This is a genomic window from Namhaeicola litoreus, assembly GCF_042679565.1.
In the GTDB taxonomy this organism is placed as follows: Bacteria; Bacteroidota; Bacteroidia; order Flavobacteriales; family Flavobacteriaceae; genus Namhaeicola; species Namhaeicola litoreus.
In genome coordinates this window covers 892,262-918,887 of sequence record NZ_JBHTMY010000003.1, presented here as the reverse complement: position 1 = coordinate 918,887, position 26,626 = coordinate 892,262, and the positions used below count along the sequence as shown (strand labels likewise).

Here is a 26,626-nt window from a genome sequence, read left to right as displayed (position 1 = left end):
TTTTTCTAATTCTGGATATCCCATAACCTGGTAATGACCGTAGCGCAATCCAAATTAAAACCAAGGGTAATTTGATGGTTCATACTGTTTTGAAAAACCACATCTCCTAATTGATGTGTATAGGTATAGGACAGCAACCAACGATTTACGTTGACGCCAATGATTGGGGTGATTTGTCGCAAAGACGCTAAATCGGAACTGTCAAAACTTTGCCTATAAGATACTGCTGCCCATAATTGGTTCCCTTCTCTGTTTAGTTTGCGAAATGTTTTAAGGTTAAAATCTGCCCAAATTTCTTTGGTATATTCTATGTATTGGACCATCACAGAAGGTTCGAAAAAGTAATCTTTCTCTTTGTTTAACACTCCTCCTAGCGTAAAAAGATATCTTCTTAAATTTTCAGTTTCTAAGCTAGAATTGACCAAGTCTCTCGGACTTTCCAAAATGTTTTTTATGGTAAAATAACTGAAGATATTTAGGTTGTGATAAGACATCCCAAAATCTGCGTTATAATAATTTGAGGTTTCTGTATTTCCCGAAATAACCGGATCATCAGTAATAAAATCACTTTGATCTATACTGTTTTGCAAATACATAAAATTTAAACCAAAAGAGAGCTGATTTAAATTATATCCTTTATCAAAAGCCAAATGGTAAGCATAAGTTCCTATAAAACCTCTTTTGGCATGATATCCATTCTGATCGTTAAAAATAATCCCACCTACTGCCGCATTATCCCAAAATCGGTTATGAAAATTTAGGGTTTGTAGAGAAGGTCCGTTTTCAACACCAAAAAAACTCTGACCGTAGGTAAGCCTGAATTTACCACAACTGCCTACACCTGCAGCTGCCGGATGTAGTAAATATACGTTATCTGATAAATAATCGTAATTGATAGGGAAAGTCTCCTGGCTATAGCCTTTTATCAGTGAAAATAGGAATAATATGAGGAGGGTTTTCTTAGCCATCATTTTTCGCTCCGAATTAAACTAAAATGACCTTTTACGGTTCTTCCATCTTCCAAAACGCCCACGTACCAATAATCCGAAGACGGCATTTCTACACCTTGATAAGATCCGTCCCAACCTTTATCCTCACCTTTTAAAGTGTATAATAACTTTCCATACCGGTCAAAGATATGAATCGTAGAATCAGGCTGAAATGCTATGCCATCTACCTGCCATAAATCATTAAATCCATCGTTGTTTGGAGTGAAAAATTTTGGAAAACCGATGACTGAAATTTCCAAACTCGATTCACCACATCCATTTTGATCCTTTACCCTAACCTTATGTATTCCCGCTTCAACATATTCAAAAGTATTGTTGAGTTGAAAAGATCCGTTATCCAAGGCAAAACGATAATCTCCGACACCCAAATTATCTGTAAGAATGGTTACTGTATTATTGTTACTATTGTCTTGAACTAAAATATGATCAGGCGTTAAAATAGGTTGTTCCGATGCTTTTACAAAAAACCTTTTCTCCGAAGACTGACAACGCTCCTCTGAAGTTGCAACAACTGAATAATTACCCGGACTACTAATTTCAATCGACAATCCTGATCCAATAACGGTGCCCGCATCATTAAACCACTGATAACTGTAATTTCCTTGGTTTTCATAAGTTTCTACTAAAATAGAACTGGTATTTAAACATAAAATAAATTCCCGATCGATTTTAAACTCTGGCAAAGGGTTGACAATAAGCTTTAGATATTGCCCTATACCAATGCAATTGGTATTATCCTCACTTTCTATTCTCACAAAAATAGTTTGTTCAAAAGCTGTTGTATTGACATAATTAAGTTGAGGTAATTCATTCTTTTCTACTTGTGCATCCTCTAAATTCTGAAAGTATGCTACACGAAGGTCTTGTCCGCTAGGAGTCTGATCTAAAATGGCTTGTGTGGCCTCACTAAGATTAAAACTATAAAAACCATCGTTTTGATTGTCCGTATCACAAGCACTGAGTGTATAGTAAAAACCGGGTTCAATAGGTGATGGTGCCGAAACAGAAAGTTTAATTTGTGAAATTCTAAAACAACCTTTATTGCTCTCTACTCTGCAATAAACAGTATTACTCGTTCTATTATTAAAAGGTGAGGGAGCAATTTCATTGACTTTATTTTCGGCGTCACTCCTGCTTAAATAATAATGAAAACTTACCATGGGTGGTGCTGGAGGATCACCGCTGCTGGGTATTCCTATAAAAATCGAACCTATAGCCTGGTCAAGGTTAAAGTTTGTAAAACCATCTGGGTTGCCATCTTCATCACAATTATTTAATTTTACGGATTCATTTATTTCAGGGATCGGATTGATGACGGCAAGAACCTCTTCTCTTTTTCCCAAAAAACAGTCTTGTTCTTCAGAAGCCAAGACATAAAATGTTTTTGATTCCGATAAATCTGGACTATAACTATCACCAATAAAAATAGGTGTCTGACTGTCGATACTTTCAAACCAATAAACCTCACCAGAACTCGCCGAAGCTTTTAAATCGACAATACCTATCCCACATTTTTCATCACCTTTAAATTCTGTTATTTTAGGAATGTAAATACGCGTGGTATCCGAAAGATTTAGAACTGGGTCATCCTCAAATCCACCGTATTCTATGACATATCCCTGAGCGACATATAGGTCCGTTCCTCCTTGGTTAGGTAAATCATTCCATGTGCCAAACGGAGCCCCTAGTCCTCTATGAGTGATGTGGGCATAGCTCTCAGAATTAGCACCATCACCAAAATCATTCGGTTCATCTGCCCTCCAATTTGCGTAAAAATAAGGGGCTGTAGCGGACCCATTTGATAAACCTTGCCAAAATTGTGTTCCAGCTTCCGGTCCGGTAACCCATTTCCATACACCATCAACTTCTTCATCAGAACCTCCAATCCAACCCACACCAGTCGCTTGTTCTCCTGCAAATAGAGCTTCTTCCCGAGAAGTTAAGGTGGCTAAATAACCTTTCATCCCAAAGTAACTACTGTTTTCTGCTGCTACTTTTGCTTCTTTCCAAGTTATACCTGACTGCGCTACATAAACATAGTAATGTTGCGTGGAAGGCAAATAATTAGCAGAACCAGGGGTTAATGAAAAAACACGTTCTCCGGAAATATGAGGATCTGAGTTCCAAAAAACAATATCCTTTACAGCTGCAATCAATTCTTCATAATCCATTGAATTGCCACTTTTTGGAATTAATCCAATTTTTCCTTGTTGTGCGTCAAAGGATGTAGTTGTAATATTAGGGTGAGCAGATGGATTTGACAATTTCAAATTATCGGAACCTCTTTCATATCCTTTGGAAATCTGAATATAAAAATTACTTATAGGATTGTTGTTTGGGTCAAAAATCGTTAAATCTGTTACAATGGGAATTTCTGTTGTTGGACAATAAGCTTGATTACCTTCTGCCTTAATGGTAGCTACATCACTCTGAGCCATGATTTTTGTCGAAATCAAAAAGAGATATGTAATAAATAAGTAATTTTTGACCAAAAGAATAATTTCTTAAAATGATTGATCAAAGTAAAGGTAAAATGCATGAAGGACAAAAAAATGATACAACAAAAATTGTGAGTTTACCAACAAAAAGTTATACGATTCCATCAAACAATTCAAATTAAAAAATGGTTTGTGTACAACCCCCGTCTATGGCCAAAGAACTACCAGTTAAATAACTAGCTTTTTCACTCGCCAAAAAAGTCACGACAGCAGCAAATTCTTCAGGCTCTGCAAAACGTTTAAGTGGGATATCTTTGGTTTTTTCTAAAAAATCAGGATTAGTATCAATCAATTGAGCCAATCTTTTTGTTTTCGTATAACCGGGCATCACATTGTTAAAAGTGATTTGGTATTTACCGTATTCATTGGCTAATGATTTCATCAAACCCGCGATACCACTTCTGATAGAGTTCGAAAGAATGAGCCCTTTTACCGGTTGTTTTGCTGCAATGGAAGTGATAGAGATGACCCTACCAAAACCCTGTTTCTTCATACCCGGTAAAAATTGTTGAATTAAGAATAGTGCACTCGCAAATAACTGATCATAAGCTTTTTGGAAATCTAATAAGTCAAAATCTTCAAAACTTCCCGAAGGAGGTCCGCCAGTATTGGTGACCAAAATATCTATTTTCTTAAACTCTTTTAAAACTGCTTGACAAGTGGACCTTAAACTTGCAATATTTGATAAATCGCAGACAAATGCTGAACATTGTTTGGGACCAAGACCATCAATTTGTTGTTTGGCTTCTTGTAAACCCTCCATATTTCTAGCACAAATTATCACCTGTGCCCCTTCACTTGCCAATGCCAAAGCGACGCTCAAACCCAATCCTTCGCTGGAAGCTGCGACAAAAGCTGTTTTATTTTTTAATCCCAAATCCATTATTTGCTATTTTTAAGGTAATGATCAGTGCCATCCAACCAATCTTCTCTCAAAGGTGTCCATGTATCAATTTCTTGAACATCCGTTAGCATGAGAGCTTCATGAGGTAGGTTCGATGGAATTACTAGGACATCGCCATCCGTAAGATCAATAATGTCTTCTTTATTTTTACCTAACCAAAATCTAATTTTTCCATGAATGACTTGCGTAATTTGCTCGTGATGATGTTCGTGCAGTGGCACTAAAAAGCCTTTTTTAAAATTCATTTTAGCGATCATAAGCCTATCACCATAGATTAATTTTCTATGCATCGACGGCGTTACTTCTTCGGTAGGAACCTCATCCCAATTAATTTTTTTCATGTCAACTGTTTTGGTGGTCTTGTAAATCTTTTCTCAAGTCTAATTTACGAAATGTAGGTGAGATAAAACCTGTAAAAATGACAGTCAGCAAAGTCATTGTTCCGCCAAAAACAACTGCGGTTACGGTTCCCATCCATTTGGCCGTGATACCACTTTCAAAAGCGCCTAGTTCATTGGAGGATCCTACGAACATTGAGTTGACAGATGCCACCCTGCCCCGCATATCATCAGGTGTTTTTAATTGTAAAATCGTCTGTCTGATAATCATAGAAATACCATCGGTTAAACCACTCATAAAAAGGGCAAATACCGATAGCCAAAATGAGGTAGATATACCGAATATAATGATTGAACAACCAAAACCAAAAATGGCCATAAGCAATTTTTTTCCTGCATTTTTATCAAGCGGAAAATGAGCGGAAGTAAACATAGTGAGCAAAGCCCCTACTGCCGGTGCAGCTCGTAAAATACCAAAGCCCTCGGGGCCTACTTTTAAAATATCCTGTGCATAGATGGGCAAAAGTGCTACCGCACCTCCAAAGAGCACCGCGATCATATCCAAACTAATCGCCGTTAAAATAATTTTATTGCTAAAAACGAAATCAATGCCTTGTTTCAAACTTTTAAATACAGGTTCCCCAATTTTAGGATTTAAAATGGGCTTCTTTTCAATTTTGGAAAGCAATAACAAAGAGACAACAGTAAAACCAAATACGAGGATCATAGACCAATGAACACCTATCCAATGGATACAAAATCCGGCTACAGCCGGACCAATAACAACCCCCAATTGCCAAACTGAACTGCTCCAGGTGGCGGCATTCGGATAAACTTTTTTTGGTACGATTAAAGAAAATAATGAAAAAATAGTGGGACCTAAAAATGCACGCACAATTCCCCCTAAAAACACCAAGAAGTATATACAAACGAGAATTGTTTTAGTGGAAAAGTCTTTGATAAATTCAGGCCAAGTAATCAGGAAAAGACCAAAACTGATCACAGAAAAAGCCATGATACAGCGCATAAATAAAGTTTTTTTCTCCTTCTGATCAACAATATGACCTGCAAAAAGAGCTAAACTGACAGCTGGAATTACTTCCATTAAACCAATAATTCCGAGAGAGAGGGGATCTTTTGTAATACTGTAAACCTCCCATTCTATCACTACAAACTGCATAGACCATGCAAAAACCATGGCGAACCTCACCAATAAGAACAAATTGAATTCCTTATACCTCAAGGCAGCATAGGCATCATGCTTACTCATTATTCCTCATCTTATTTTTTCTCAAATGTAAGTTTTTCAAGATTGAAATGAGAAATATGAATGACAATTTAGTTCTTGGTTTTTAAACAGACTAGGGTTTAATATTTTGGTTAATCTTAAAAAAGTTTTATGGATCATATTTCCGTTTTATATCCACAAGTCTTTTGTAATTACCTTTATAACTGGCTTTTACTCGTTCTTGACCTTCATCCATCATAAAATTAGAATAAGCACCACCCATGGAAAATGGATGACAAGCATCCCAATAAGTTTTAGCCCAATCCGTGATTATTTCTCGATTTTTTGGATCAGGATCTACACCCACAAAGACACCGGCGTATTTGGCATCCCTATATGCCCATGGCGTATCTGTATTATTGGGCCTACTTGCAGCCCCAGTGATAGGGTATAGGTGCATTTGTGACAATGGCGTTGGGATTTTAGATCCAAATTCCAAATGTTTTTCGGTTAACTGCTCATTTAAATCATTAAAAAAATCAGCACGCCAATACCATTGTAAACCTGGGGGTAATAAACCATCAAAGAGTGTTTGAATACTTGGATAAGGCATTTCTCCTACATGTTCAAATATGGGTTTCAGGGCCCTTACTGGCTCAAAAAGCTTATCAAATTCTTTGGGATCTCCGGTATAACACCAAACAATACCGCAAAATTTCTTGTGATGGAGACTTTCAGGAAATGGAGATTTGGGTATAACCATGGTGGCGATAAACCCGTTCAAATCTTCCGATGTTTTATGGATGAAATGATGGAACCACTTCATGATTTCTTTTGTTCTTTCGATTGGGAATAAGGTGGGTCCGCCTATCACATTTTTAACAGGATGAGCTTTAAATTTAAAGGCGGTTACGATACCAAAATTTCCTCCTCCACCCCGAATAGCCCAAAATAGATCGCTATTTTGATCTTTGTTTACTTTCACAAATGAACCGTCAGCCAAAACCATATCAGCCTCTAATAAGCTATCGATGGTGAGCCCAAATTTTCTTGAAAGATAACCAACCCCTCCTCCCAAGGTTAATCCGCCAACACCTGTAGTTGAAATAATTCCTGCCGGTACAGCCAAACCAAAAGGATGTGTAGCATGATCTACCTCACCCCAAGTGTTTCCGCCTCCAACAACAACCGTACTATCTTTGACATGAACCCTGACAAATTTTATACCCGATAAGTCAATGACCATTCCGTCATCGCATAGTCCAAGTCCACCGCCATTGTGTCCGCCTCCTCTTACCGATGTGATTAAATCGTGATTTTTTGCAAATCGAACACAATAAATGACATCGGCGACATTGGTACATTTGACAATCATTCCTGGATGCTTATCAATCATGGCATTGTAAACCTTTCTAGCGTCTTGATAATCATCATCTGAGGGAAGAATTACTTTTCCTCTTATTGTCGAGGTAAATTGTTCTAATTTTTCTTTTGCTATAAATTTTACTGAATTTGACATAATATTGGATATTTGATTATTTCGCGATGATCATTCCTTTCAAGGACCATAAAATATAGAGCACTTCTTTTTTTGCAGCTTCATCTATACTGTTCTTGTCTAGAGCAGCGAATATATCATCTATGGTATGCATATATTCGCCAGGGCTAATATTCATGCCCTTATGCGCAGTTTCCATATCTCTACCTGTATAATTTGCCGACCCACCACTTCCCATGGAAAAGAAATCTATGGTATGTTTTTTGATTTTATCCAACTTTTCGGGTTCACTCTTATAAGGTAAAAATCTGGCATTGACAGCTGTATTATTCATATGATTCTCAACAGTATCATTAACAATATTGGAGATTCCTTCTCTCCCTCCCAATTTTTCAAATAGTGTAGTGCTCATTTTTATAGATTTTTGATTCAACCAAAACTATTTGAATTTTATGGGATGAATGGGTAATATCTAGTCAATTCATCGCACAATTCGCTCATTGAACTAGATTTCTAAGAAAATAGCCTGTAGGGACTAATTCTTCTTAGCAGGTTAATTGATATTGAGACGGAAGAATATGGTATTTTTTAAAAAAGCACTTTGAAAAGTAAGAAGGACTATTAAACCCACAATCAAATGCGATCTCTGAGATGTTGCCCTTTTTATGATGTATAAACTCGATAGACTTATCCAGCTTGTAATCAGATAAGAACTGGACAGGTGATTTTCCTGTAAGTGATTTTACTTTTCGATAGAATTGAGACTGACTATAACCGAGAAGTTTTGCAAAGTTTTGAATTTGAAAATTAGGATCATTCCAGATCTTTTCTAAACAATCTGTAAAATTTTTAATAAAGGCTTCTTCTGAAAGATTTAAACTTTGGACTAATTCGTTCTTCAAAAAGTCATTCGTATGCCTTTTTTCATAATAAACCCTAACATCATTGGTAATCGTAATTGGACTATTGATAAGCTGGCAAATTGTTTTGGATAAGTTTACGGTATCTTCAAAAAGTCCAGCTTTTTCTTCAACTGGTAGACCGGCACTAAGGCCAATTTTTACTTTTTTAAAGGATTTTTCAAATTTTGGAATCACAAATTTTAGCTTATGTTGCAAATTGAAAGCACAAGAAATCGCATTTGATATTGATTTAAATGACGCTAAATACGATTCATTATCAGATTGAACCACCCTTCCTTCATACTTTTTAAAAGTTTTAATAATACTTTGATGAATTTTTTCTGAAAACAAACTGTATTGATAATTGTTTTGCCTTTCCATACTGTTATGAGACAATTCAAGGTACATAATACAACGAAAAGCAGGATCGTCAATAATGTTGATTTCTGTATCACTTGTTTTTTTAGGATCTTCAATTCTTCCCAAAAAAGACTCTACAATAGTCTCGTCTACTTCTATAATTTTATGAGGCAATACTCCATGGGCAAAGTCGTGCATTTTACAAACAGCTTCTTTATTAGGAGCTTTGATTAAACAGAAGGCAGTTTTACGTTCAGCATCAAACCAATAGGTCATTCCTTTACAATCAAATTGTTCCTCAATTTTTAAATCTTCTTGATGTAATTGGGCTACATGTTCAGCAGTTACGTCACTGGAAACATCGTGCCTATCCATAAAAATTGGCATTTTTTCTTACAATTTAAGAAATTAAATTGAATGATGTATGATAAGCAATTCACAATGAAAGTTTTAAAGCTAGAAAGAAAGAGCCAATATGTTGCATTTTCCAAAAATGAGAGATATATCCATTATTCAATGGAAAAACTGAATAAAAAGCTAATTTTGTACCCGCAAATTATTTGTCAATATGGAAGAATTAAATCACTTTATTTATCATTACTTAATAGAAAAGGGAGTTGATAATGATTTTGCCAAATGGCTTAACTTGATTGTTTTAGTGCTTGTCGCCTATTTGTTCTTGACACTTATCGATTTTATTATCAGAAAGATTCTATTGGGTGCTTTTACAAAAATATCGGAAAAAACCTCGACACAGTTTGACGATTATATGGTTCAAAATAAATTGCCGAGAAATATCGCGCATTTGGTTCCTCTGCTCATTGCGCATGAAATTGTACCTTTTGTTTTCTCGGATTTCCCCTTTTGGGAAAATTTATTCACAAAAGGCCTTTCCGTTTATTCTATTATTCTTGTTATATGGATAATACGGTCCTTATTGCATACGCTGCGAGATTATTTCAGAACCCTGCCACGATTAAAAGATAAACCCATAGAAAGTTATATACAAGTAGTACTTATTATTACGTGGTTCATTGGGATTCTATTGACTTTCGCAGTATTGACAAACAATCCGATTTGGAAATTTATTACGGCCTTAGGAGCAGCTTCTGCTATTTTTTTATTGATTTTTAAGGATACTATTTTAGGATTTGTTGCGAGTATCCAAGTGTCTGCAAACGATATGATGCGTATAGGCGATTGGATTACTTTTGATAAATACGGGGCTGATGGAGATGTGATAGAAATTAATTTGGCAACGGTAAAGGTGCAAAATTTTGACAATACCATTACCACAATTCCTACCTATGCCTTGATCTCTGACTCCTTTAAAAATTGGAGGGGGATGACAGAATCTGGGGGTCGAAGAATTAAACGCTCTTTGAATATAAAAATGGAAAGTGTTAACTTTCTTTTACCTGAAAGAGTGCATGAATTAAAAAACATTCAATTAATTTCAGAGTATATAAACAGCCGTCAGATAAATGTGGATGAGTATAATCGAAATAATAAAATTGATAAAGATTTACTGATAAACGGTAGAAATTTGACCAATCTAGGGGTTTTTAGAAAATACGTTGAAACATATGTTGAAAAGCATTCTGCCATTAACAAAGACATGACATTAATGGTAAGACAATTAGCCCCTACTACCCAAGGTATTCCCATCGAAATATATGCCTTTAGTAAAGATAAAAGATGGCAGAACTACGAATATATCATGGCAGATATTTTTGATCACCTAATTTCCGCTGTTCCTTATTTTGGTTTGCAATTATTCGAATTGCCCTCGGGGAATTCTTTCCATATTCATCAGAAAACAGAATAAATCAATTCTCTAAACAATCATCCTTCCTTCGGGTATCAATTAAATGAATAATTTTCCAAGCGGAATCTATTTTGACCAATTGAAAGGCATTAACACCGCAATGACTAAACTGATGATCCAAAAAGAACTGATAGGGAGTCCATGCCATTGCCAAATTATCATCGATAAAAATAGTTATACTAGTCAATCTTTCATCAAAAAGATGTTCCTGATTCTCTCCTAAGGTGCTTATAAATTTGTCTACCTTAATGTCGGTCAAAACAGGTTTCCCATCCTCGTTAAATCTTGTGCTCAAAAGTTTTGCTTGCGGATGAAAGACAGACCTTACTTTAGCAGTATCTCTTGCTGTCATTCCATCAAATAAACGATAAATGAGAGATTCTATCGCTTCTTTTTCAACTTTGTTTTGGCCGTGAGAAGCGACAACCAAAAAAAATAAAAATAAGAATGAAATAATGAATTTGTTCTTCATTGAGGCACAGTTAAACCTTACATAACTCATGGCAATTGGATAAAATTTGATTGTGTTTTTTTCGATCTATATGAGCTTCCATTAATACGTCGGGATTCGCCCAGAGCTCTTTACAAAGAACAACACCACTTTCTAATAATTTGATTTTATCATTTTTACTTAAGCTAACCAATGTAGTAATCGGATATAACTTGAATTGCTCAATTTTATCGATCAGACTCTTTCCCTTCGGATAGTCCCAGCTCACCAATTTTAATCCCATACACCTGCCATAATCAATCGCATCAGAAGAAAAACGAGTATTGGTATATACCCATCCCTCTTGGAACAGAGCTTGATGACCATTGATATGCTTGTAATGCGTATTAATATCTACAAATCTGGACTGAATGTACAAAGGTATTTTTACATCGTTTACCCGACCTTGCGTATTGTGGTATTTACATTCTACCATATATTGTTTTACCTTATTTGTGGCTACCACATCTACTTCATGCATTACACAATGACCCTGAACGAAGACACCAACCTCAGTTTTGAAACCCTCTGCTTCTATAATTGCTGCAACAAACTTTTCAAATGGAAAGCCTGATGGACCTAACTCCATAATGGCTTTTTTGAGTTTATACAATGACGCACAACCTGATTTATTGCTTTTTAACATTTTATATGCCGCAGAATAAATCTGCTTGGTAGTCATGCCCTCGTACAAAGAGCCATCAATTTCATTGGCTATTTGTTCGATTAAAGCTTCTGTTACCTTCGATTTTCTCAACGATCGCTTTAATTTTTCAATATCAAAATCAACCAATTCTCCGGAATACTTTCTAATTTTTACAGAATCTTCTTCCATACTCACTTTTTTCAAAGTTAATCTTAAATGATGGTTTTTAAAACTATTCTTCTCCTACCATCAAAATATTTCCTCTGATTAAAAATTGATCTTGTAGATCTAGGTTTGAAGTGTCTGAAATAATGATCATTCCGTCTTGTATAAGAGGTTCATTTAAATAGAGTTTCTCTAAATGAATTTCATCATTTTTTTCAATTAATTTCAGAAGTACGTTTTGAGATTCATCTTTGACGATACATTCTTCAGGTAGCACCATAAACATTTCCTTTTGAGTAAAGATATAAGCCTTTACAAACATCCCTACAACAAATTTTTGTTTAACCGACTCATCAATATCTACATGAACTTTTATCGTTCGGTTTTCGTCTAAGGTATTTCCAATCAAATAAACTTCACCCTCATAAAGATCATCAGATAAAGAGGGGATTTTAAATTCAACCTTCTGTCCTATACGAAGATTTAAAGCCTCCTTTTCAAAAACCTGAAGCTCAACATGCTGATGGTCGTCATTTACGATTTCAAGTATTTTCTGATGCGGACTAATATAATTACCCATTTCAACGAAAATCTGTGAAACCATACCCTCGATTGGTGATTTGATTGGCGCTTCAGATTGGATGTTTGTTGATGATGGATCGAGATTTAACATTTCTAGCTGTTTCTTCAATCCATTATATGTGGCAAGTGCAGATTGATAATTTGATTTCGCAATTAAAAAATGCTTTTCGGAATTGATCTGTTCTTCAAACAAAGATTTTTGTCGTTCGTATTCCATTTTTAAATATTCCAAACGTTCAGAGGTTTCCAAAAATTCTTGTTGCAGTTCTACGAAGGCTATATTCTCTATGGTTAAAAGTAACTCTCCTTTTTTGACAGAAGAACCAACGATAGGCTTTAAGTTTTTAATATAACCACCAGCTATAGCACTGATCACGGCCCTGTTGTTTGGCGGAACCTCAATGACGCCATTCACCTCAATTTTATGACTGATCATTTCTTTTCTAATCTGTACAAAATCCATTTTTCCATTGTCGAATTGATCTAAACTCAAAACAATGGTATTTGACGGAGGGGTTGCTTTATCTTCCGACGAACTCATTTCTCCTTTTTTACATGAAGAAAAAATCAGAAATAAAACGAAAATATATAGAGTTGACTTCATAATGATCAATTTAAAAATTAAAATATTGTAGGTTTAAAATAATTTGGTTGTATTGATGCAAATGATCCAAATAGCTTATCTCAATTTGTGTGGCATTTTCCAGACTTTTTATATAATCGAAATAATCGATCTCGCCTGTTAAATAGGATCTATTTGCTGTTTTTATAAGTGCTTTAGACAAGTCACTTCCCTCCTTTTCATAATAGTCTAAATAGGCCAGATATTTTTCGAGATCCTTTTGATGAATCGCATATTTCGATTCATACTTTTTGACAAACTCAATTCTTTCTTGTTCTGCTATATCCTTTTCAACTTTGGAAGCATTGAGTTGAGCTGCATTACCGCCAAATAAAATGGGAATTTTTAAACCGATTTGAAAACCTTGTAAATGTTCATTTATATATTCATTGGTTCCCATAAAATATTCCAGACTAAGGTCAGGAAAAAAGTTTTGTTTCTGCTCAGAAATTTTCAATTCTACCATTTTATTTCTCAAGTCAAAAACCTCATTAACATAATTATAGAATAACTTATTTTGATCAATAGTTATAGCATAAAGCTTTTCAAAAGGAACTGTGATGGGTTCTTCTGATTGTACGATTGCCTGTAATTTAAGCATGGCGTTATTAATATTGTTCAGCGCTTCATTTAATGCAATTTCTATTTTCTTTTGTTGGGCTTGTGCATTGATCTTTTCCAGATAATTTGTTTCACCCAGTTCAAATCTTCTATTTGCTTTTTTCGAAAAATCCGCGTACAAGCTATCTAGTTTTTTTAAGTCGAATGCAATGTTTTTATAGTATAGAACTTCTTCATAAGCCTTGGCAACCTCACCCAATATTTTTCTTTTTTCGATAGCATATTGAATCTCCGAAATCTCGTATTCTGTTTTGAACAATTTCTTTGCGTTAAAATACAAACCCGGAAATCTAATATCCTGTTGTATGCCGAATACCTTGAGTGGAAGTTCATTCAGAGCAAGATTATTCTCGTCAAAAGCATAATAAATGTTTGTTTTATCAAACTGATAAGCTTTCTGAACTGATACTTTCTTTTGTTGAACTTTAAAATAGCTGGACTTAAGTGCAGCATTATTTTCTATGGCTTTTTGTTGTAACTCTGTCAAGGTAGGAGATGGAATTTGGGAAAAACCCATGTAATTAAAAAGTAAAAAGATGAGTAGAAGGGCCTTATTTTTAAGATTAGTCTTTGTTTTAGAATCGAAAAAACGTACATAAAAAACTGGTAAAACAACCAAAGTGAGAAAAGTAGAACTAACAAGACCTCCTATGACTACAGTGGCTAGGGGTCTTTGCACTTCCGCGCCAACGTTGCTTGAAATAGCCATCGGTAAAAATCCTAGTGCAGCTGCAGATGCCGTCAATAAGACCGGTCTCATCCTTTCCTGTGTACCTTTTTGAATCATTTGAAACAGGTTTTCGTCATTTTTCAAATTCATTTCTTTAAAATGCTTTATTAAAACAATTCCATTGAGAACGGCAATACCAAAAAGTGCGATAAAACCAATACCCGCAGAAATACTGAAAGGCATACCTCTTATCCAAAGGGAGAAAACCCCACCCACAGCCGCCAATGGAATAGCCGAGAAAATAATCAACGTATCCTTGAGAGATTTAAAGGCAAAATACAGCATCATAAAAATTAGGAAAAGTGCAACCGGTAAGGCAAATGCCAACCTATCTTTGGCTTGTTGCAAGTTTTCGAACTGCCCGCCATAAGTAATATGATAACCCGGGGGTAATTTGACATGATTCTCTATCATTTCTTGTATTTCGTTTACAACCGATTGTAAATCTCTGTTCCTTACATTAACACCTACTACAATTCGTCTTTTTGTTTCATCTCTTGAAATCTTTGCGGGTCCTTCTGTTAATTTAATATCTGCAAGTTCTCTAAGCGGTATCAACAAACCATTTTGAGTTGATACTTGAATATTTTTAATGGTTTCAAGATTGTTGCGCGTTTCTTGATCAAAGCGCATAACAAGATCAAATTTCTTCTCTCCTTCATAAATTTCACCCGCATACTCGCCCGAAAATCCCATTCCGATCATTCGGTTTATTTCTTTGATCGTCAATCCGTAAAGTCCTATTTTTTCTCTGTTGTATTTGATATTGATCTGCGGTAAACCAACAACCTTTTCTACAACCACATCCGAAGCCCCTTCTATATCTTTGATTACATTTTTTATCTCATTTGCCTTTGTATTTAATAAATTGAGGTCTTCACCAAATATTTTAATGGCTATATCTGCGCGGACACCTGTGATCAATTCATTAAATCTCATTTCTATGGGTTGCGTAAACTCAATATCGATACCAGGAATCACTTGAAGTGCTTCCTTAAATTTATCTGCCAATTTATCTTTTGTTGTAGCCGAGGTCCATTCTCCTTTGGGTCTTAATTTGATAATGACATCTGATTCTTCCATCGACATAGGATCCGTAGGGATTTCTGCAGCTCCAATTCTGCTCACAACCTGACTTACTTCAGGAAATTCTCTGATTAAAATATCCTCTATCTGTGTAGTTATTTCTATGGTTTTTGTCAGCGAAGTTCCTGTTTTGATCACGGGTTGAATCACAAAGTCACCTTCATCTAAAGTAGGGACAAATTCACCTCCTAATCTCAAAAAAATCAAACTGGTTAAAAATAGCAAGCCAACTGAACCTGCTATCACTGTTTTCTGATGATGTAAAACATAATGAAGCGTAGGTTGATAAAACTTGTTAATGATAAGAAATACTTTGTCAATGAGAGTGTCCTTTGCTTTGACGGGTTTTAATACAAGTGACACAATCGCAGGAACATAGGTTAAACACATCAGTAAAGCACCAATAATTGCGAAACTAAAGGTCAATGCCATGGGTCTGAACATTTTCCCTTCCACTCCACTTAATGATAAAATAGGGATAAAAACAATTAAAATAATCAATTGTCCAAAAACGGCTGAGTCCATCATTTTTGAAGCGCTATTGATCGTAATCTCATCAATTTGCTCTTGTTGTTCTTCCTTTGTCAAGCTTTTGAGTGATATTTTTCCGGAAGTCATTTTGTGGCTTATATATTCTACAATGATAACTGCTCCATCTATGATAATACCAAAATCAATGGCTCCTAAACTCATCAGATTTGCATCTACATGCAACAAATTCATCAGTGCAATGGCAAAAAAGAGACTAAGGGGAATAACAGAAGCGACAATTAATCCGGACCTCCAATTTCCCAGAAACAAAATCACGATAAAAATGACAATCAAACAACCGAGAATTAAATTTTCTGTGATGGTATGCGTTGTTTTGGCAATGAGTTCGCTCCTTTCTAAAAAACCGTTAATATAAACGCCTTCAGGGAGAGTTTTTGATATCTGCGCTACCCTTTCTTTTACTGCTTTAATAACTTCATTAGAGTTCCCGTCTTTGAGCATCAAGATCTGTCCTAAAACCTTTTCTCCTTCGCCATTACCCGTTATAGCTCCAAATCTGGGGGCATGTCCTATTTTTACTTCTCCAAAATCTTTGATCTTCACAGGTATGCCTCCCCTTGTTTTAACAATGAGATTTTCAATATCTTCTTTGCTTTTCAACAACCCCTCGGCTCTGATAAAATAAGTTGTCTGATTCTTTTCGATATAACTTCCACCGGCATTGGCATTATTCATTTGCATGGCATCAAAAACATCAGATATGGTAAGATGCATGGCATCTAACTTTTGTAAGTTGATAGATACCTCATATTGTTTTAAATACCCGCCCCATGAATTAACCTCCACTACCCCGGGAATTCCTGAAAGTTGACGTTTGACGATCCAATCTTGAATGGTTCTTAAAGAGGTTGGATCATATTTATTTTCGTATCCTGGTTTTACATCTAAAATATATTGATAAATTTCACCTAAACCTGTAGATACCGGACCCATTTCTGGTGTACCATAGCCTTCAGGGATTTTTTCTGCTGCCATTTTTATTTTTTCCGCAATTAATTGCCTCGGTAAATAAGTCCCCAAATTATCTTCGAAAACAACCGTTACTACAGACAATCCAAATTTAGAAACCGACCGCAATTCCTTTACCCCAGGTAAATTAGCCATTTCCAATTCAACGGGATAAGTAATAAATTGCTCTATATCCTGTGTTGATAAATTTTTAGAAGTAGTAATGATCTGTACCTGATTGTTTGTGATATCTGGAACAGCACCAATATGAATTTGAGAGAGCGAATAAAGCCCAAATAATAAAACCAAAAAAGTAAAAAACAATACGATGTATCGGTTTTTGACGCTATAGCTGATGATTTGACGCAGCATAAAAATTGAATTAAGATTTATACAATTGGCTTAGGAAAAACAAGCCATTAAATTAATAGAATCTTAATTGCGAGGAGGTTGAAACACTTTTGAATAAAGTCTTACTCCTTCACCAAACCGGTAGAAATAGGACTGCTTTTGTAAACTGTTATTTTCTTGATCTTCAATAAACCAAGTGACTGGATTTAATAGAAATTGAAAATCCAATTGCAGTGAAATATGATGAAAAGGCAAGTTTTGATGTTTTTGTTGATCTAATGGATCATCATCGAGGTGGTTTTGAGTGAGTGTGCCGTAATGTTTTTCAATAAAACTGAAAAGATCGTCTCCAAATTCATCACTATGGTAACTGTAATGCTCGATTAAATCGTTCAAATGCAACAAATCCGATATATGAATTTGAAAACTTTGCATCAAGAACAAAAAAGCAAATATGACAGATTGTAACTTCACCATGTACCAAAGTTAAAAAGAATTCCTCAATCCTTGTCAATCTTTAAAGTTTAAGTAATTTTAGTTGCATGAAAAGAGGAAAGTTATTTGTGATTGCCTTAGTTTGGCCAGAACCAAATGCCACAGCAGCAGGTATAAGGATGACTCAGCTGTTAGAGCTGTTTAAGCACATGAATTACAAGATATACTACGGTGCTACATCTGCTTTTAATGATGCTAGTGCAGCGCTTCAAGAATTAGGAGCAGAGGTTTTGAAAATAGAATCAAATAATAAGAGTTTTGATGAAATTATTCATAAAATAAATCCTGACATTGTGCTGTTTGATCGGTTTATAGCAGAAGAACAATTCGGCTGGCGAGTTGATGAAATATGCCCAAAAGCAATGAAAATATTAGATACTGAAGATCTGCACTTTTTAAGGGAAACGAGAAAAAAAATCAGTTCCGATAAAAATTTGATCATCGAAATAAAACAAAATGATCTAGCCAAAAGGGAAGTGGCGAGTATGTTGAGGTCTGATCTATCTTTACTCATTTCTTCCTTTGAATTGGAATTATTGGTTAATGAGCTCAAGATTGACGAAACTTTATTGCATTACATTCCCTTTTTACCCGAAGCCTTATCATTAAAGAATTTGGAAGAAATGCCTGGTTTTAATGAGAGACAACACTTTTTGAGTATTGGCAACTTTATGCATCAGCCTAACCGAGATGCTGTATTTTTATTACATGATGAAATATGGCCAAAAGTCAGAAAGGAACTGCCTGATGCAGATTTATTGGTCTGCGGAGCCTATGCGGATGATCAAATTAAAAAACTTCACAATAAAAAAAATGGATTTTTGGTATATGGTCACATTCAAAGTGCAGAAGAAATATTCAAACATACCAGAGTTTGTTTGGCTCCTTTACAATTTGGTGCTGGACAAAAGGGTAAACTGTTAGATTCTATGCGCTTTGGCACACCAAATATCACTACGCCAATTGGGGTTGAAGGTATGAAAAATGATTTGCCATGGAATGGATATATTACAGATGATTGGGAAGAATTTGTCAATAGATCTGTCGATCTCTATACAGATCAGTCAGCTTGGGAAACGGCACAAAAAAATGGTTTTACCATTTTGGAAAAATCTTTCGACAAACAGAAAAATACGGAGGCTTTTAGATTAAAAATTGAATTTACCTTAACCCATTTGGAAGAAATTAGAACTGCCAACTTTTTTGGTGCAATGCTCAAATTACACAATTCAAAAAGTACGAAATACCTATCTAAATGGATTGAAGAGAAAAATAAAAAACTTTACGATGTATAAACTGTTTGTCATTGTAGGAATTATTTTGATTGTTATAGGATTATTGCTCAAATTTGTTCCTGGAGCTTTAACCTGGTTTGGAAATTTACCTGGAGATATCAAATATAAAAATGGCAATACGCAGGTCTTTTTTCCAATCACTTCCATGATTGTGGTGAGTATTGCCATTTCTCTTATACTAAGATGGGTGAGAAAATTCTATTCCTAATTGGTCTAAAAAGAAAATTAAGACAACCAGGCTTTGAGCATCCAGCTTGTTTTTTCCTGTTCAGAGATAAAATCACTGATCAATGAGTTTGTTCCTTCATCATCCGCCTCTGCAGAAGAAATCATAATTTTCCTTTCAATTTCCAATAAAATAGCCAGAGAGTCTAATACCAATTGCACTGCTTCTTTGTCTTGAGAAACGTTTTTCCCTACAGGTACTTCAGCATGCTTTATGTAATCTTCAAATGTATGCATCGGTTTGCCTTCCAAGGTTAATATCCGCTCCGCGATCATGTCTATTTTTTCATGTGCATCGGTGTATAATTCTTCAAATTTAACATGTAATTCAAAAAAAGATTTCCCTTTAATATTCCAGTGTAGTCCTCTTAAGTTTTGATAGTAAATTTGAAAATTTGCCAATAGAATATTCAATTCTTCTGCTAATTTTGAAACTTCTTTTTTGTCTAATCCTAAGATTGTGTTTTTCATGATATGTTTTTTTTATTAAGGTAAAAGTACGTATTAATTGGCTCAATTTGGTCATTTCATTATTGATGCATTTTATATCTTTATCGAAAATATTTATAGATGACTATTACTCAATTAAAGTATTTATTGTCTGTTGCAGAACATCAAAACTTTACGACGGCTGCAGAACATAGTTTTGTAACGCAACCTACACTAAGTATGCAAATTCAAAAATTAGAAGAAGAACTAGGCGTGCTTATTTTTAACAGAAAGAAAAAGCCGGTTGAGTTAACGCCCATAGGTGAAAGAATTATTGCACAAGCAAAATTAATTGTGGATGAGAGTAATCGTATTCAAGATATTGTAGATCAACAAAAAGGTTTTATCGGTGGTGAGTTTAGATTGGGGATTATTCCAACAGTCATGCCTACCCTACTGCCATTGTTTTTGAAAGCATTTTTAAACAAATACAAAACTGTAAATCTCGTTTTAGAAGAATTAACAACTGAAGAAATCATTACTAAACTTTCCGACGGTCATTTAGATGCTGGAATTGCCGCCACCCCCTTAGAAAATAATATTATTAAAGAAAGTGTTCTTTATTATGAACCGTTCGTTGGATTTGTTTCTGAAAACCACCGACTTTATCAGAAAGAAAAAATTAATGAAGAAGACCTCGATATCAGTGACCTTTTGTTGTTAGAAGATGGGCATTGTTTTAAAGACAATATCATCAACATTTGCAAAACAGATATATCTTCAAACAAGGAACATTTTAATTTACAGAGCGGCAGTATTGAAACCTTGATCAAACTTTCTAAAGAAGGTCTAGGAATGACTTTATTACCCTATTTACACACCTTAGACCTCAAAGATGGTGATGAGAAATATTTAAGAAATTTTGAAGGAACAGTTCCTGCTAGAGAAATTAGTTTAATCTATCATCGTTCCCAATTAAAAATGCAACTGATAGATGCACTCAAAAAAAGTATTGATGGAGTGATCCGTGGAGCAATTGCCTTTCATGATGTTAAAATAATTAGCCCACTGCAAAAAAAAAGGGGTTAACAACCCCTTTTTATTAAGTAATTACGTTAAAACAAACGGTTAATTCTGGCTTGTTGGCCGTAAACCGCAATAACCAAAGTCTAAGTTCTTCAATTTCAAAAGGCAACAATAACTTGACAGCTTTTGTTAATTCTTTACAAAATAACTCTGCATCAAAACTCACCTTTTTGAGAACCGTTTTGGTGTACTCATAAATTGCTCTTGGCATAACGAATTTTGTTTTTAATAGAACGTGATTTTTCCTTTTCTCGTATAAATATATAAAAGATAATGACAAAAACAAGCCTTTTTAACTATTCTTTTAATTTGCCAATTTTATCGAGTAATGCATTGGCATTTAACTCAAGATCTTTTTTTACTTCTTTTAAATGCTTTGATCTATTTTCGACCTTTTTGTCATTAATTCTTTCAATCAATTCATCAAAAACACCAATAGATTCGTCTATGATTTTTTCAAACTTTTCAGCTTTCTTTTCGTCTGAAGTCAATTGAGCGACATAACATTCCTCTATCACATCAGATAAAACAATATTAAGGTCTTTTTTTAAATTTTGGATACTTGCCATAATTTCTTCTTTTTAAAGAGGTTAATTCGTTTCAAAAGTACAAACGAAATTTCTGCAAATGTATCAAACATAATGCCACTTACACTAAAAAAAGTCATAATTCTATCTGCCTTTTTTTGGAAAAGATGATGAGATTTTTATAAGTATGTCAAAATATCTGTAAGTTTTTTTACAGAACTGAATTGCTTTGATTGTTCATGATCCAAAGAAACCTCTTCATATACCCAAGTGGTATGAAATGGAACGTGAATGGCGTTCGCACCAATACCAAGACAGGGTAAGACATCGGATTTTAAAGAATTTCCGATCATTAAAAATTCTGAAGGCGCTAAATCTAAATGTCGAATCAGCTTTTTATAATCTTTTTCCTTTTTCTCACTCATAATTTCAATATGATGAAAGTGATATAATAAACCTGATTTTTCTAATTTCCTTTCTTGTTCCAACAGATCGCCTTTGGTTGCCACCACCAACCTGTATTTCGTTTTCAAGTCATTCAAAACTTCATGTACGCCCTCTAATAATTGAATAGGATGATCTAACATCTCTTTGCCAAAATCTAAAATTTTACCGATTAATTTAGGGGATAAGCTATAGTTGGAAATTTCTAGAGCGGATTCAACCATAGACAAGACAAAACTTTTGCTGCCATATCCGTAAAGAGGTAAATTTCTTATGATTACTTTAAATAATTCTTGATCGATTTTGTTCTCAGTATCATAAAATGAGAGCATTTTACAAAACTTTTCTTCTGTTTCTCTAAAATAAGTTTCGTTTACCCAAAGTGTATCATCCGCGTCAAAGGCAATTGTTTTTACGTTTTTATAATTCATCGTATACTATCATTTTTAGGCTAAAAAATATTTTTGAGCTTTTGCTAGATCTTCAGCTGTATCAATTCCTATTCCTTTAAAATCTGTCTCAACAAGCTTTATTTTCTTACCGTATTCTAAATAACGCAAATTTTCTAATTTTTCAGTCGCCTCCAAACTTCTCATGGGCATGCTGTAAAAATCCATCAAAGCTCGTTTTCTAAAAGCATAAACACCGATATGTTTATAATAGGTGACACCCGTTTCTTTGTCTCTGGGAAAAGGTATGGGTGAACGAGAAAAATACATGGCAAAACCCTGGTAATCAGTAACTACCTTTACTACATTAGGATTATTTATATCTTCCCAATCCAAAAGCTTTTGTTTTAAAGAGGCTAGATCGATTTTTTCCTCTGTGTCATTTAAGAATACTTCGATTAATTTTTTCAAAGGCTCTTCAACCATAAAAGGCTCATCGCCCTGAACATTCACAACGACATCCACGTCCATAAATTCAACTGCTTCCGCGATCCTGTCTGACCCACATTCGTGTTGCTTTTTACTCATCATTACCTGCCCTCCATACTTCAGTACTTCCTCTTGTATGATGTTACTGTCTGTGACCACATAAACCTCTTTAAACAAACCAGTTTTGATCGTTGCTTCAAGTGTTCTGATAATCACGGGTTTGCCTGCCAGGTCTTTCATCAATTTCCCGGGGAGTCGAGTAGAATCATACCTCGCTGGAATCATAGCGATAATATTCAAAGGCTTGTTTTTCATGCTAAAAAACAAATTTTAAAAATCTATTTGGCAAAGAATATATTTAATTAAACATCAAATATAATATAAACGTCAAGATTAAATTTTATTAATAGATGTTCTTTTTTTTAAAATCACTATTTTAGTGTAAACAATTAATCTGATGGAAGAATTTATCCAAAACATGCCAAAGGCCGAATTGCATCTGCATATTGAAGGTACTTTTGAGCCTGAACTTATGTTTGAAATTGCTCAAAGAAATCAAATCTCAATTCCATATGCCTCTGTAGAGGAATTAAAAAATGCCTACAAGTTCTCTTGCTTACAAGACTTTTTAGACATTTATTACCAAGGAGCTCAAGTGCTTCAGCATGAGAAGGATTTTTACGACCTGACCATGGCTTATTTAAAAAAATGTAAAGAACAAAATATCCGACATACAGAAATAATGTTCGATCCGCAAACACATACAGAGCGGGGTATTCCATTTGAATCGGTACTTACTGGAATTCACAACGCATGTCTGGATGCTCAAAAAGAGTTCGGTATCTCTTTTGTTTTAATTATGAGCTTTTTAAGGCATTTATCTGAAGAAGAAGCTTTTAAAACTTTAAAACAAGCAGAACCTTTTAAAGATAAAATCATGGCCATTGGATTAGATTCTTCAGAAAAAGGAAATCCACCGCTCAAATTTGTAAGAGTTTTTCAAGCTGCCGTAGAACAAGGGTATATTCCCTTAGCACATGCTGGAGAGGAAGGAGATGCAGATTATATTTGGCAAGCAATCGACTTGTTACAGGTGCATAGAATAGACCATGGAAATAATTGTATTACAGATAGGAATTTGGTGGAGGAAATCATAGAAAGAGATCTAGCGCTAACAGTTTGTCCTTTGTCTAATGTGGCCCTAAAGGTGGTACCAAATATTGATAAGCATCCTTTAAAAATTATGATGCAATTGGGTTTATACCTAACAATCAATTCAGATGATCCGGCCTATTTTGGAGGATATATCAACGAAAACTTCAACGCTATCCAAAATTCTTTAGATTTAAGTAGGTGGGATCTGTATACCCTGGCTAAGAATTCTTTCGTCTATTCTTTAGCCTCTTTTGATGAAAAAAGTAAATATTTGGAGGAATTAGATCGATACTATGAAAAGTATTTAGATTAAGTACGCTGAAGAATTTTTTTTGCTTCTTCGATGTGTTGTTCTGCTTTGAACAAATTATTAAAAATATATTTAACCTTACCATCCATGCCCACAATATAGGTCACTCTTCCTGGAACCAAACCAAACATATTACTGGGAACACCAAACGACTTTCGCAATTCATTATTGCCATCTGAAAGAAGTGTAAATGGAAGGTTATATTTTGCGGCGAAATCTGCATGACTTTTTACATTGTCAGAACTAATTCCTATTACTTTTGCATTGAGGTCATTAAAAATGTGGTAATCATCTCTAAATTTACATGCCTCCTTCGTACATCCGGGGGTATCGTCTTTGGGATAAAAATAAATGACCAAATTCTTTTTTCCCAAATCTTTTTGGATATCGTAATTTGATCCGGTCTGATCCATTAGTGTAAAATGTGGTAGTTGATCACCTACTTTTAAGGGTTGATTGGATTTCATCTGACAGCTGATTAAGGTTGAAATTAAACCAAATAATACTACAAGAAGAATTGATTTAATTTTCATGATTCAATATTTTACTCACCACTATATGTGACAAAGTTTCTAGGCGTTTCATAAAGCGTAACAGTTAACTCTTTGTTGAGGTCTATTTTTTTTCTCAAAATCTGCCATATGACCACACAAATATTTTCTGCACTTGGATTGAGTTCTTTAAATTCTTCTACTTGTAAATTCAGGTTTTTATGATCAAATTTTTCTTCTATTTCTTCAAAAATCAAATCTTTTAACCATTTCATATCCACCACATAACCTGTATCAGGATGAATATCTCCTTTAATTGAAACTATCAACTCATAATTGTGCCCGTGATAGAGTGGATTGGCACATTTCCCGAAAACTTGTTCGTTTTTTTCATTCGTCCAATCAGGATTTGATAATTGGTGCGCAGCATTAAAATGTGCTTTTCTATGAACGGTTACCTTCATTTTTTTAATAGTCTTTGATCGTATTCTTGAAATATAATTTTAAACCAAGCAGTATATTTATCAGGATGATTCTCCATATCAATTTTTAAATCGTCTAAAGATATCCATTTGTATTCGGCTACTTCATCAGGATTAATTTTCGGTTCAGCGTTGTATTCACCAATCATCACATGATCTAATTCATGTTCTGTCAATCCATTTTCAAAACTAGCTTTATAGATAAACCAAAAGGTATCTTCTAAAGCACAGCTAAAACCCATTTCTTCAAATAGCCGTCTTTTACCGGCTTCAATATTGCTCTCGCCTGCCCTTTGATGGCTGCAGCAGGTATTGGTCCATAAACCGGGAGAGTGGTATTTATGTAAAGCTCTTCTTTGCAACATCAATTCACCTTTTTCATTAAATATAAAAACCGAAAAAGCCCTGTGTAATACTGCTTTTTCATGTGCTTCGAGTTTAGGCATGGTACCGATCTCATTATCTTCTCTATCAACCAAGATGACTTTTTCTTCCATTTCTATATCAAAATTTAGATGCAATAAAGATAATCTAAAAAACAAAGTAGTTTGATCTTATGTTTTGAATCTAATTCAGTCCTGCAAATTTAACTGTTTAATTTTGATTAAAAAAAGTTAAACACAATATTTCTAAAATTCCTATTCTAACATTTCTCTTATATTTGTGCGTTAATCAAAATATATGAGATACTTTCTATATTTTCTCTTGGCCACGCTCATGATATTATCCTGTTCAGACGAAAAATATCGAGAAGAAAGCAATTCCAAATCAACAACCAAAAGGACGAAGAAGATAAAAAAGGCTCAACCCTTAGACAGTATCAACAGGAATAATACGGTTGCATTTTTAAAAAAATATGGCAACGAAAATAGGGAAACCAAAGCTGTACTTCATACGCATTTTGGCGACATTCATTTAAAACTTTACGAAGAAACTCCCCTGCACAGGGCTAATTTTATTTTTCTTTCAAAAATGGGTTATTTCGACACCACTTGCTTTTACAGAGTGGTCCCAAACTTTATCATTCAAGGAGGTAATTCTGAAAACTTAACAACCAATGCCATGAGGAATAGTTATCAAAATTATAGGATTCCACCAGAAATGTCAGTGCAGCTTAAACATAAATATGGGGCTGTAGCCGCAGCGAGAGATTGGGAAGATAATCCGGGAAAAGTATCCAATCCTTTCGAATTTTACATCATCCAAGCCAGAAGTGGAGCGCATCATTTAGACAATGAGCATACAGTTTTTGGAGAAGTAACTTCCGGGTTTTCGGTGATTGATATAATCGTAAACCTCGAAACTGGGTCTGATGAATGGCCCTTAGAAGACGTTTTTATGCGTATTGAAGTATTTGAATAATTTAAATAATATGTCACGAATCCTGGATATTTAAAAACTTTACCGACCAGTTCTTCATTTCTCACCTTTTATCGTAATTTTGCCACTC

Annotated in this window: 27 protein-coding genes; 6 read left to right on the top strand and 21 right to left on the bottom strand. The window is 34.7% G+C overall.

Annotation, left to right across the window (positions count from 1 at the left end; all coding sequences use genetic code 11):
- Nucleotides 1-5 precede the first annotated feature (5 nt).
- The 8 genes from ACFQ39_RS11375 to ACFQ39_RS11340 all read right to left on the bottom strand — a co-directional run bounded on the left by ACFQ39_RS11375 (nucleotide 6) and on the right by ACFQ39_RS11340 (nucleotide 9,113).
- Complete coding sequence (locus ACFQ39_RS11375; protein ID WP_377179028.1) at nucleotides 6-971, bottom strand: PorP/SprF family type IX secretion system membrane protein; 966 nt, start codon at nucleotides 969-971, stop codon at nucleotides 6-8.
- On the bottom strand, nucleotides 968-3,448 hold the full coding sequence (locus ACFQ39_RS11370) for a T9SS type B sorting domain-containing protein (RefSeq protein WP_377179027.1): 2,481 nt from the start codon (nucleotides 3,446-3,448) through the stop codon (nucleotides 968-970). The genes ACFQ39_RS11375 and ACFQ39_RS11370 overlap by 4 nt, the downstream gene beginning before the upstream one ends.
- A 178-nt stretch (nucleotides 3,449-3,626) precedes the next feature.
- Nucleotides 3,627-4,391, bottom strand: coding sequence for an SDR family oxidoreductase (locus ACFQ39_RS11365; RefSeq protein ID WP_377179026.1), 765 nt, complete (start codon nucleotides 4,389-4,391; stop codon nucleotides 3,627-3,629).
- Nucleotides 4,391-4,753 carry a cupin domain-containing protein gene (locus tag ACFQ39_RS11360; protein ID WP_377179025.1) on the bottom strand — a complete coding sequence of 121 codons (363 nt, stop codon included), beginning with the start codon at nucleotides 4,751-4,753 and terminating at the stop codon, nucleotides 4,391-4,393. Before ACFQ39_RS11360 ends, ACFQ39_RS11365 begins: the two co-directional genes overlap by 1 nt.
- Before the next feature lies 1 nt (nucleotide 4,754).
- Nucleotides 4,755-6,020, bottom strand: a complete 1,266-nt coding sequence (locus ACFQ39_RS11355; RefSeq protein WP_377179024.1) for an MFS transporter — start codon at nucleotides 6,018-6,020, stop codon at nucleotides 4,755-4,757.
- 127 nt (nucleotides 6,021-6,147) lie between these two features.
- The gene (locus ACFQ39_RS11350; protein WP_377179023.1) at nucleotides 6,148-7,497 is read right to left on the bottom strand and encodes an FAD-binding oxidoreductase; all 1,350 of its coding nucleotides are present in this window, start codon (nucleotides 7,495-7,497) and stop codon (nucleotides 6,148-6,150) included.
- Between the two features lie 16 nt (nucleotides 7,498-7,513).
- Complete coding sequence (locus tag ACFQ39_RS11345) at nucleotides 7,514-7,888, bottom strand: group I truncated hemoglobin (RefSeq protein WP_377179022.1); 375 nt, start codon at nucleotides 7,886-7,888, stop codon at nucleotides 7,514-7,516.
- Between the two features lie 133 nt (nucleotides 7,889-8,021).
- Nucleotides 8,022-9,113 (bottom strand): nickel-binding protein, encoded by a 1,092-nt coding sequence (locus tag ACFQ39_RS11340; protein WP_377179021.1) that lies wholly within the window; start codon nucleotides 9,111-9,113, stop codon nucleotides 8,022-8,024.
- Nucleotides 9,114-9,306: 193 nt separating this feature from the next.
- On the opposite strand from ACFQ39_RS11340, the gene ACFQ39_RS11335 reads away from it, so the two are divergent.
- Nucleotides 9,307-10,566: a mechanosensitive ion channel family protein gene (locus tag ACFQ39_RS11335; RefSeq protein ID WP_377179020.1), complete on the top strand. Its 1,260-nt coding sequence runs from the start codon at nucleotides 9,307-9,309 to the stop codon at nucleotides 10,564-10,566.
- A gap of 1 nt (nucleotide 10,567) precedes the next feature.
- Here ACFQ39_RS11335 and ACFQ39_RS11330 read toward each other — a convergent pair whose 3' ends face one another.
- The 5 genes from ACFQ39_RS11330 to ACFQ39_RS11310 all read right to left on the bottom strand — a co-directional run bounded on the left by ACFQ39_RS11330 (nucleotide 10,568) and on the right by ACFQ39_RS11310 (nucleotide 17,836).
- A complete protein-coding gene (locus ACFQ39_RS11330; protein WP_377179019.1) occupies nucleotides 10,568-11,038 on the bottom strand; it encodes a nuclear transport factor 2 family protein in 471 nt (156 codons plus the stop codon).
- Between the two features lie 10 nt (nucleotides 11,039-11,048).
- On the bottom strand, nucleotides 11,049-11,891 hold the full coding sequence (locus tag ACFQ39_RS11325; RefSeq protein ID WP_377179018.1) for an ATP cone domain-containing protein: 843 nt from the start codon (nucleotides 11,889-11,891) through the stop codon (nucleotides 11,049-11,051).
- Nucleotides 11,892-11,934: 43 nt separating this feature from the next.
- Nucleotides 11,935-13,053, bottom strand: coding sequence for an efflux RND transporter periplasmic adaptor subunit (locus tag ACFQ39_RS11320; RefSeq protein ID WP_377179017.1), 1,119 nt, complete (start codon nucleotides 13,051-13,053; stop codon nucleotides 11,935-11,937).
- 10 nt (nucleotides 13,054-13,063) lie between these two features.
- A complete protein-coding gene (locus tag ACFQ39_RS11315; protein ID WP_377179016.1) occupies nucleotides 13,064-17,380 on the bottom strand; it encodes a CusA/CzcA family heavy metal efflux RND transporter in 4,317 nt (1,438 codons plus the stop codon).
- A gap of 63 nt (nucleotides 17,381-17,443) precedes the next feature.
- Nucleotides 17,444-17,836: a hypothetical protein gene (locus ACFQ39_RS11310; RefSeq protein ID WP_377179015.1), complete on the bottom strand. Its 393-nt coding sequence runs from the start codon at nucleotides 17,834-17,836 to the stop codon at nucleotides 17,444-17,446.
- Nucleotides 17,837-17,901: 65 nt separating this feature from the next.
- Between ACFQ39_RS11310 and ACFQ39_RS11305 the strand changes: the two genes are divergently transcribed.
- Complete coding sequence (locus ACFQ39_RS11305; RefSeq protein ID WP_377179014.1) at nucleotides 17,902-19,149, top strand: glycosyltransferase; 1,248 nt, start codon at nucleotides 17,902-17,904, stop codon at nucleotides 19,147-19,149.
- Nucleotides 19,142-19,357, top strand: coding sequence for a DUF2905 domain-containing protein (locus ACFQ39_RS11300; protein ID WP_377179013.1), 216 nt, complete (start codon nucleotides 19,142-19,144; stop codon nucleotides 19,355-19,357). The genes ACFQ39_RS11305 and ACFQ39_RS11300 overlap by 8 nt, the downstream gene beginning before the upstream one ends.
- 17 nt (nucleotides 19,358-19,374) lie before the next feature.
- On the opposite strand, the gene ACFQ39_RS11295 is transcribed toward ACFQ39_RS11300, so the two are convergent.
- Nucleotides 19,375-19,845 carry a Dps family protein gene (locus ACFQ39_RS11295; protein WP_377179012.1) on the bottom strand — a complete coding sequence of 157 codons (471 nt, stop codon included), beginning with the start codon at nucleotides 19,843-19,845 and terminating at the stop codon, nucleotides 19,375-19,377.
- A gap of 99 nt (nucleotides 19,846-19,944) precedes the next feature.
- Between ACFQ39_RS11295 and ACFQ39_RS11290 the strand changes: the two genes are divergently transcribed.
- The gene (locus ACFQ39_RS11290) at nucleotides 19,945-20,892 is read left to right on the top strand and encodes a LysR family transcriptional regulator (protein WP_377179011.1); all 948 of its coding nucleotides are present in this window, start codon (nucleotides 19,945-19,947) and stop codon (nucleotides 20,890-20,892) included.
- A 13-nt stretch (nucleotides 20,893-20,905) separates the two neighbouring features.
- On the opposite strand, the gene ACFQ39_RS11285 is transcribed toward ACFQ39_RS11290, so the two are convergent.
- From ACFQ39_RS11285 to kdsB, 4 genes are all read right to left on the bottom strand, one after another.
- A complete protein-coding gene (locus tag ACFQ39_RS11285; protein ID WP_377179010.1) occupies nucleotides 20,906-21,100 on the bottom strand; it encodes a hypothetical protein in 195 nt (64 codons plus the stop codon).
- An 85-nt stretch (nucleotides 21,101-21,185) separates the two neighbouring features.
- The gene (locus tag ACFQ39_RS11280; protein ID WP_377179009.1) at nucleotides 21,186-21,458 is read right to left on the bottom strand and encodes a hypothetical protein; all 273 of its coding nucleotides are present in this window, start codon (nucleotides 21,456-21,458) and stop codon (nucleotides 21,186-21,188) included.
- Between the two features lie 137 nt (nucleotides 21,459-21,595).
- Nucleotides 21,596-22,291 (bottom strand): HAD family hydrolase, encoded by a 696-nt coding sequence (locus ACFQ39_RS11275; RefSeq protein WP_377179008.1) that lies wholly within the window; start codon nucleotides 22,289-22,291, stop codon nucleotides 21,596-21,598.
- Between the two features lie 15 nt (nucleotides 22,292-22,306).
- Nucleotides 22,307-23,053 carry a 3-deoxy-manno-octulosonate cytidylyltransferase gene (gene kdsB / locus ACFQ39_RS11270; protein WP_377179007.1) on the bottom strand — a complete coding sequence of 249 codons (747 nt, stop codon included), beginning with the start codon at nucleotides 23,051-23,053 and terminating at the stop codon, nucleotides 22,307-22,309.
- A gap of 142 nt (nucleotides 23,054-23,195) precedes the next feature.
- Here kdsB and ACFQ39_RS11265 point away from each other — a divergent pair, with 142 nt between their 5' ends.
- Nucleotides 23,196-24,206, top strand: coding sequence for an adenosine deaminase (locus tag ACFQ39_RS11265; RefSeq protein ID WP_377179006.1), 1,011 nt, complete (start codon nucleotides 23,196-23,198; stop codon nucleotides 24,204-24,206).
- Here the strand turns inward: ACFQ39_RS11265 and ACFQ39_RS11260 are convergent.
- From ACFQ39_RS11260 to idi, 3 genes are read right to left on the bottom strand one after another with little or no spacing between them, the layout of a single operon-like run.
- Complete coding sequence (locus ACFQ39_RS11260) at nucleotides 24,203-24,736, bottom strand: peroxiredoxin (RefSeq protein WP_377179005.1); 534 nt, start codon at nucleotides 24,734-24,736, stop codon at nucleotides 24,203-24,205. The genes ACFQ39_RS11265 and ACFQ39_RS11260 overlap by 4 nt on opposite strands.
- An 11-nt stretch (nucleotides 24,737-24,747) precedes the next feature.
- Nucleotides 24,748-25,158 carry a 6-pyruvoyl trahydropterin synthase family protein gene (locus ACFQ39_RS11255; RefSeq protein WP_377179004.1) on the bottom strand — a complete coding sequence of 137 codons (411 nt, stop codon included), beginning with the start codon at nucleotides 25,156-25,158 and terminating at the stop codon, nucleotides 24,748-24,750.
- Entirely contained in the window at nucleotides 25,155-25,673 is a 519-nt protein-coding gene (gene idi, locus ACFQ39_RS11250) for an isopentenyl-diphosphate Delta-isomerase (RefSeq protein WP_377179003.1), read from the bottom strand. Before idi ends, ACFQ39_RS11255 begins: the two co-directional genes overlap by 4 nt.
- Nucleotides 25,674-25,857: 184 nt before the next feature.
- Here idi and ACFQ39_RS11245 point away from each other — a divergent pair, with 184 nt between their 5' ends.
- Nucleotides 25,858-26,538 carry a peptidylprolyl isomerase gene (locus ACFQ39_RS11245; RefSeq protein WP_377179002.1) on the top strand — a complete coding sequence of 227 codons (681 nt, stop codon included), beginning with the start codon at nucleotides 25,858-25,860 and terminating at the stop codon, nucleotides 26,536-26,538.
- The last annotated feature ends 88 nt before the right edge of the window (nucleotides 26,539-26,626 follow it).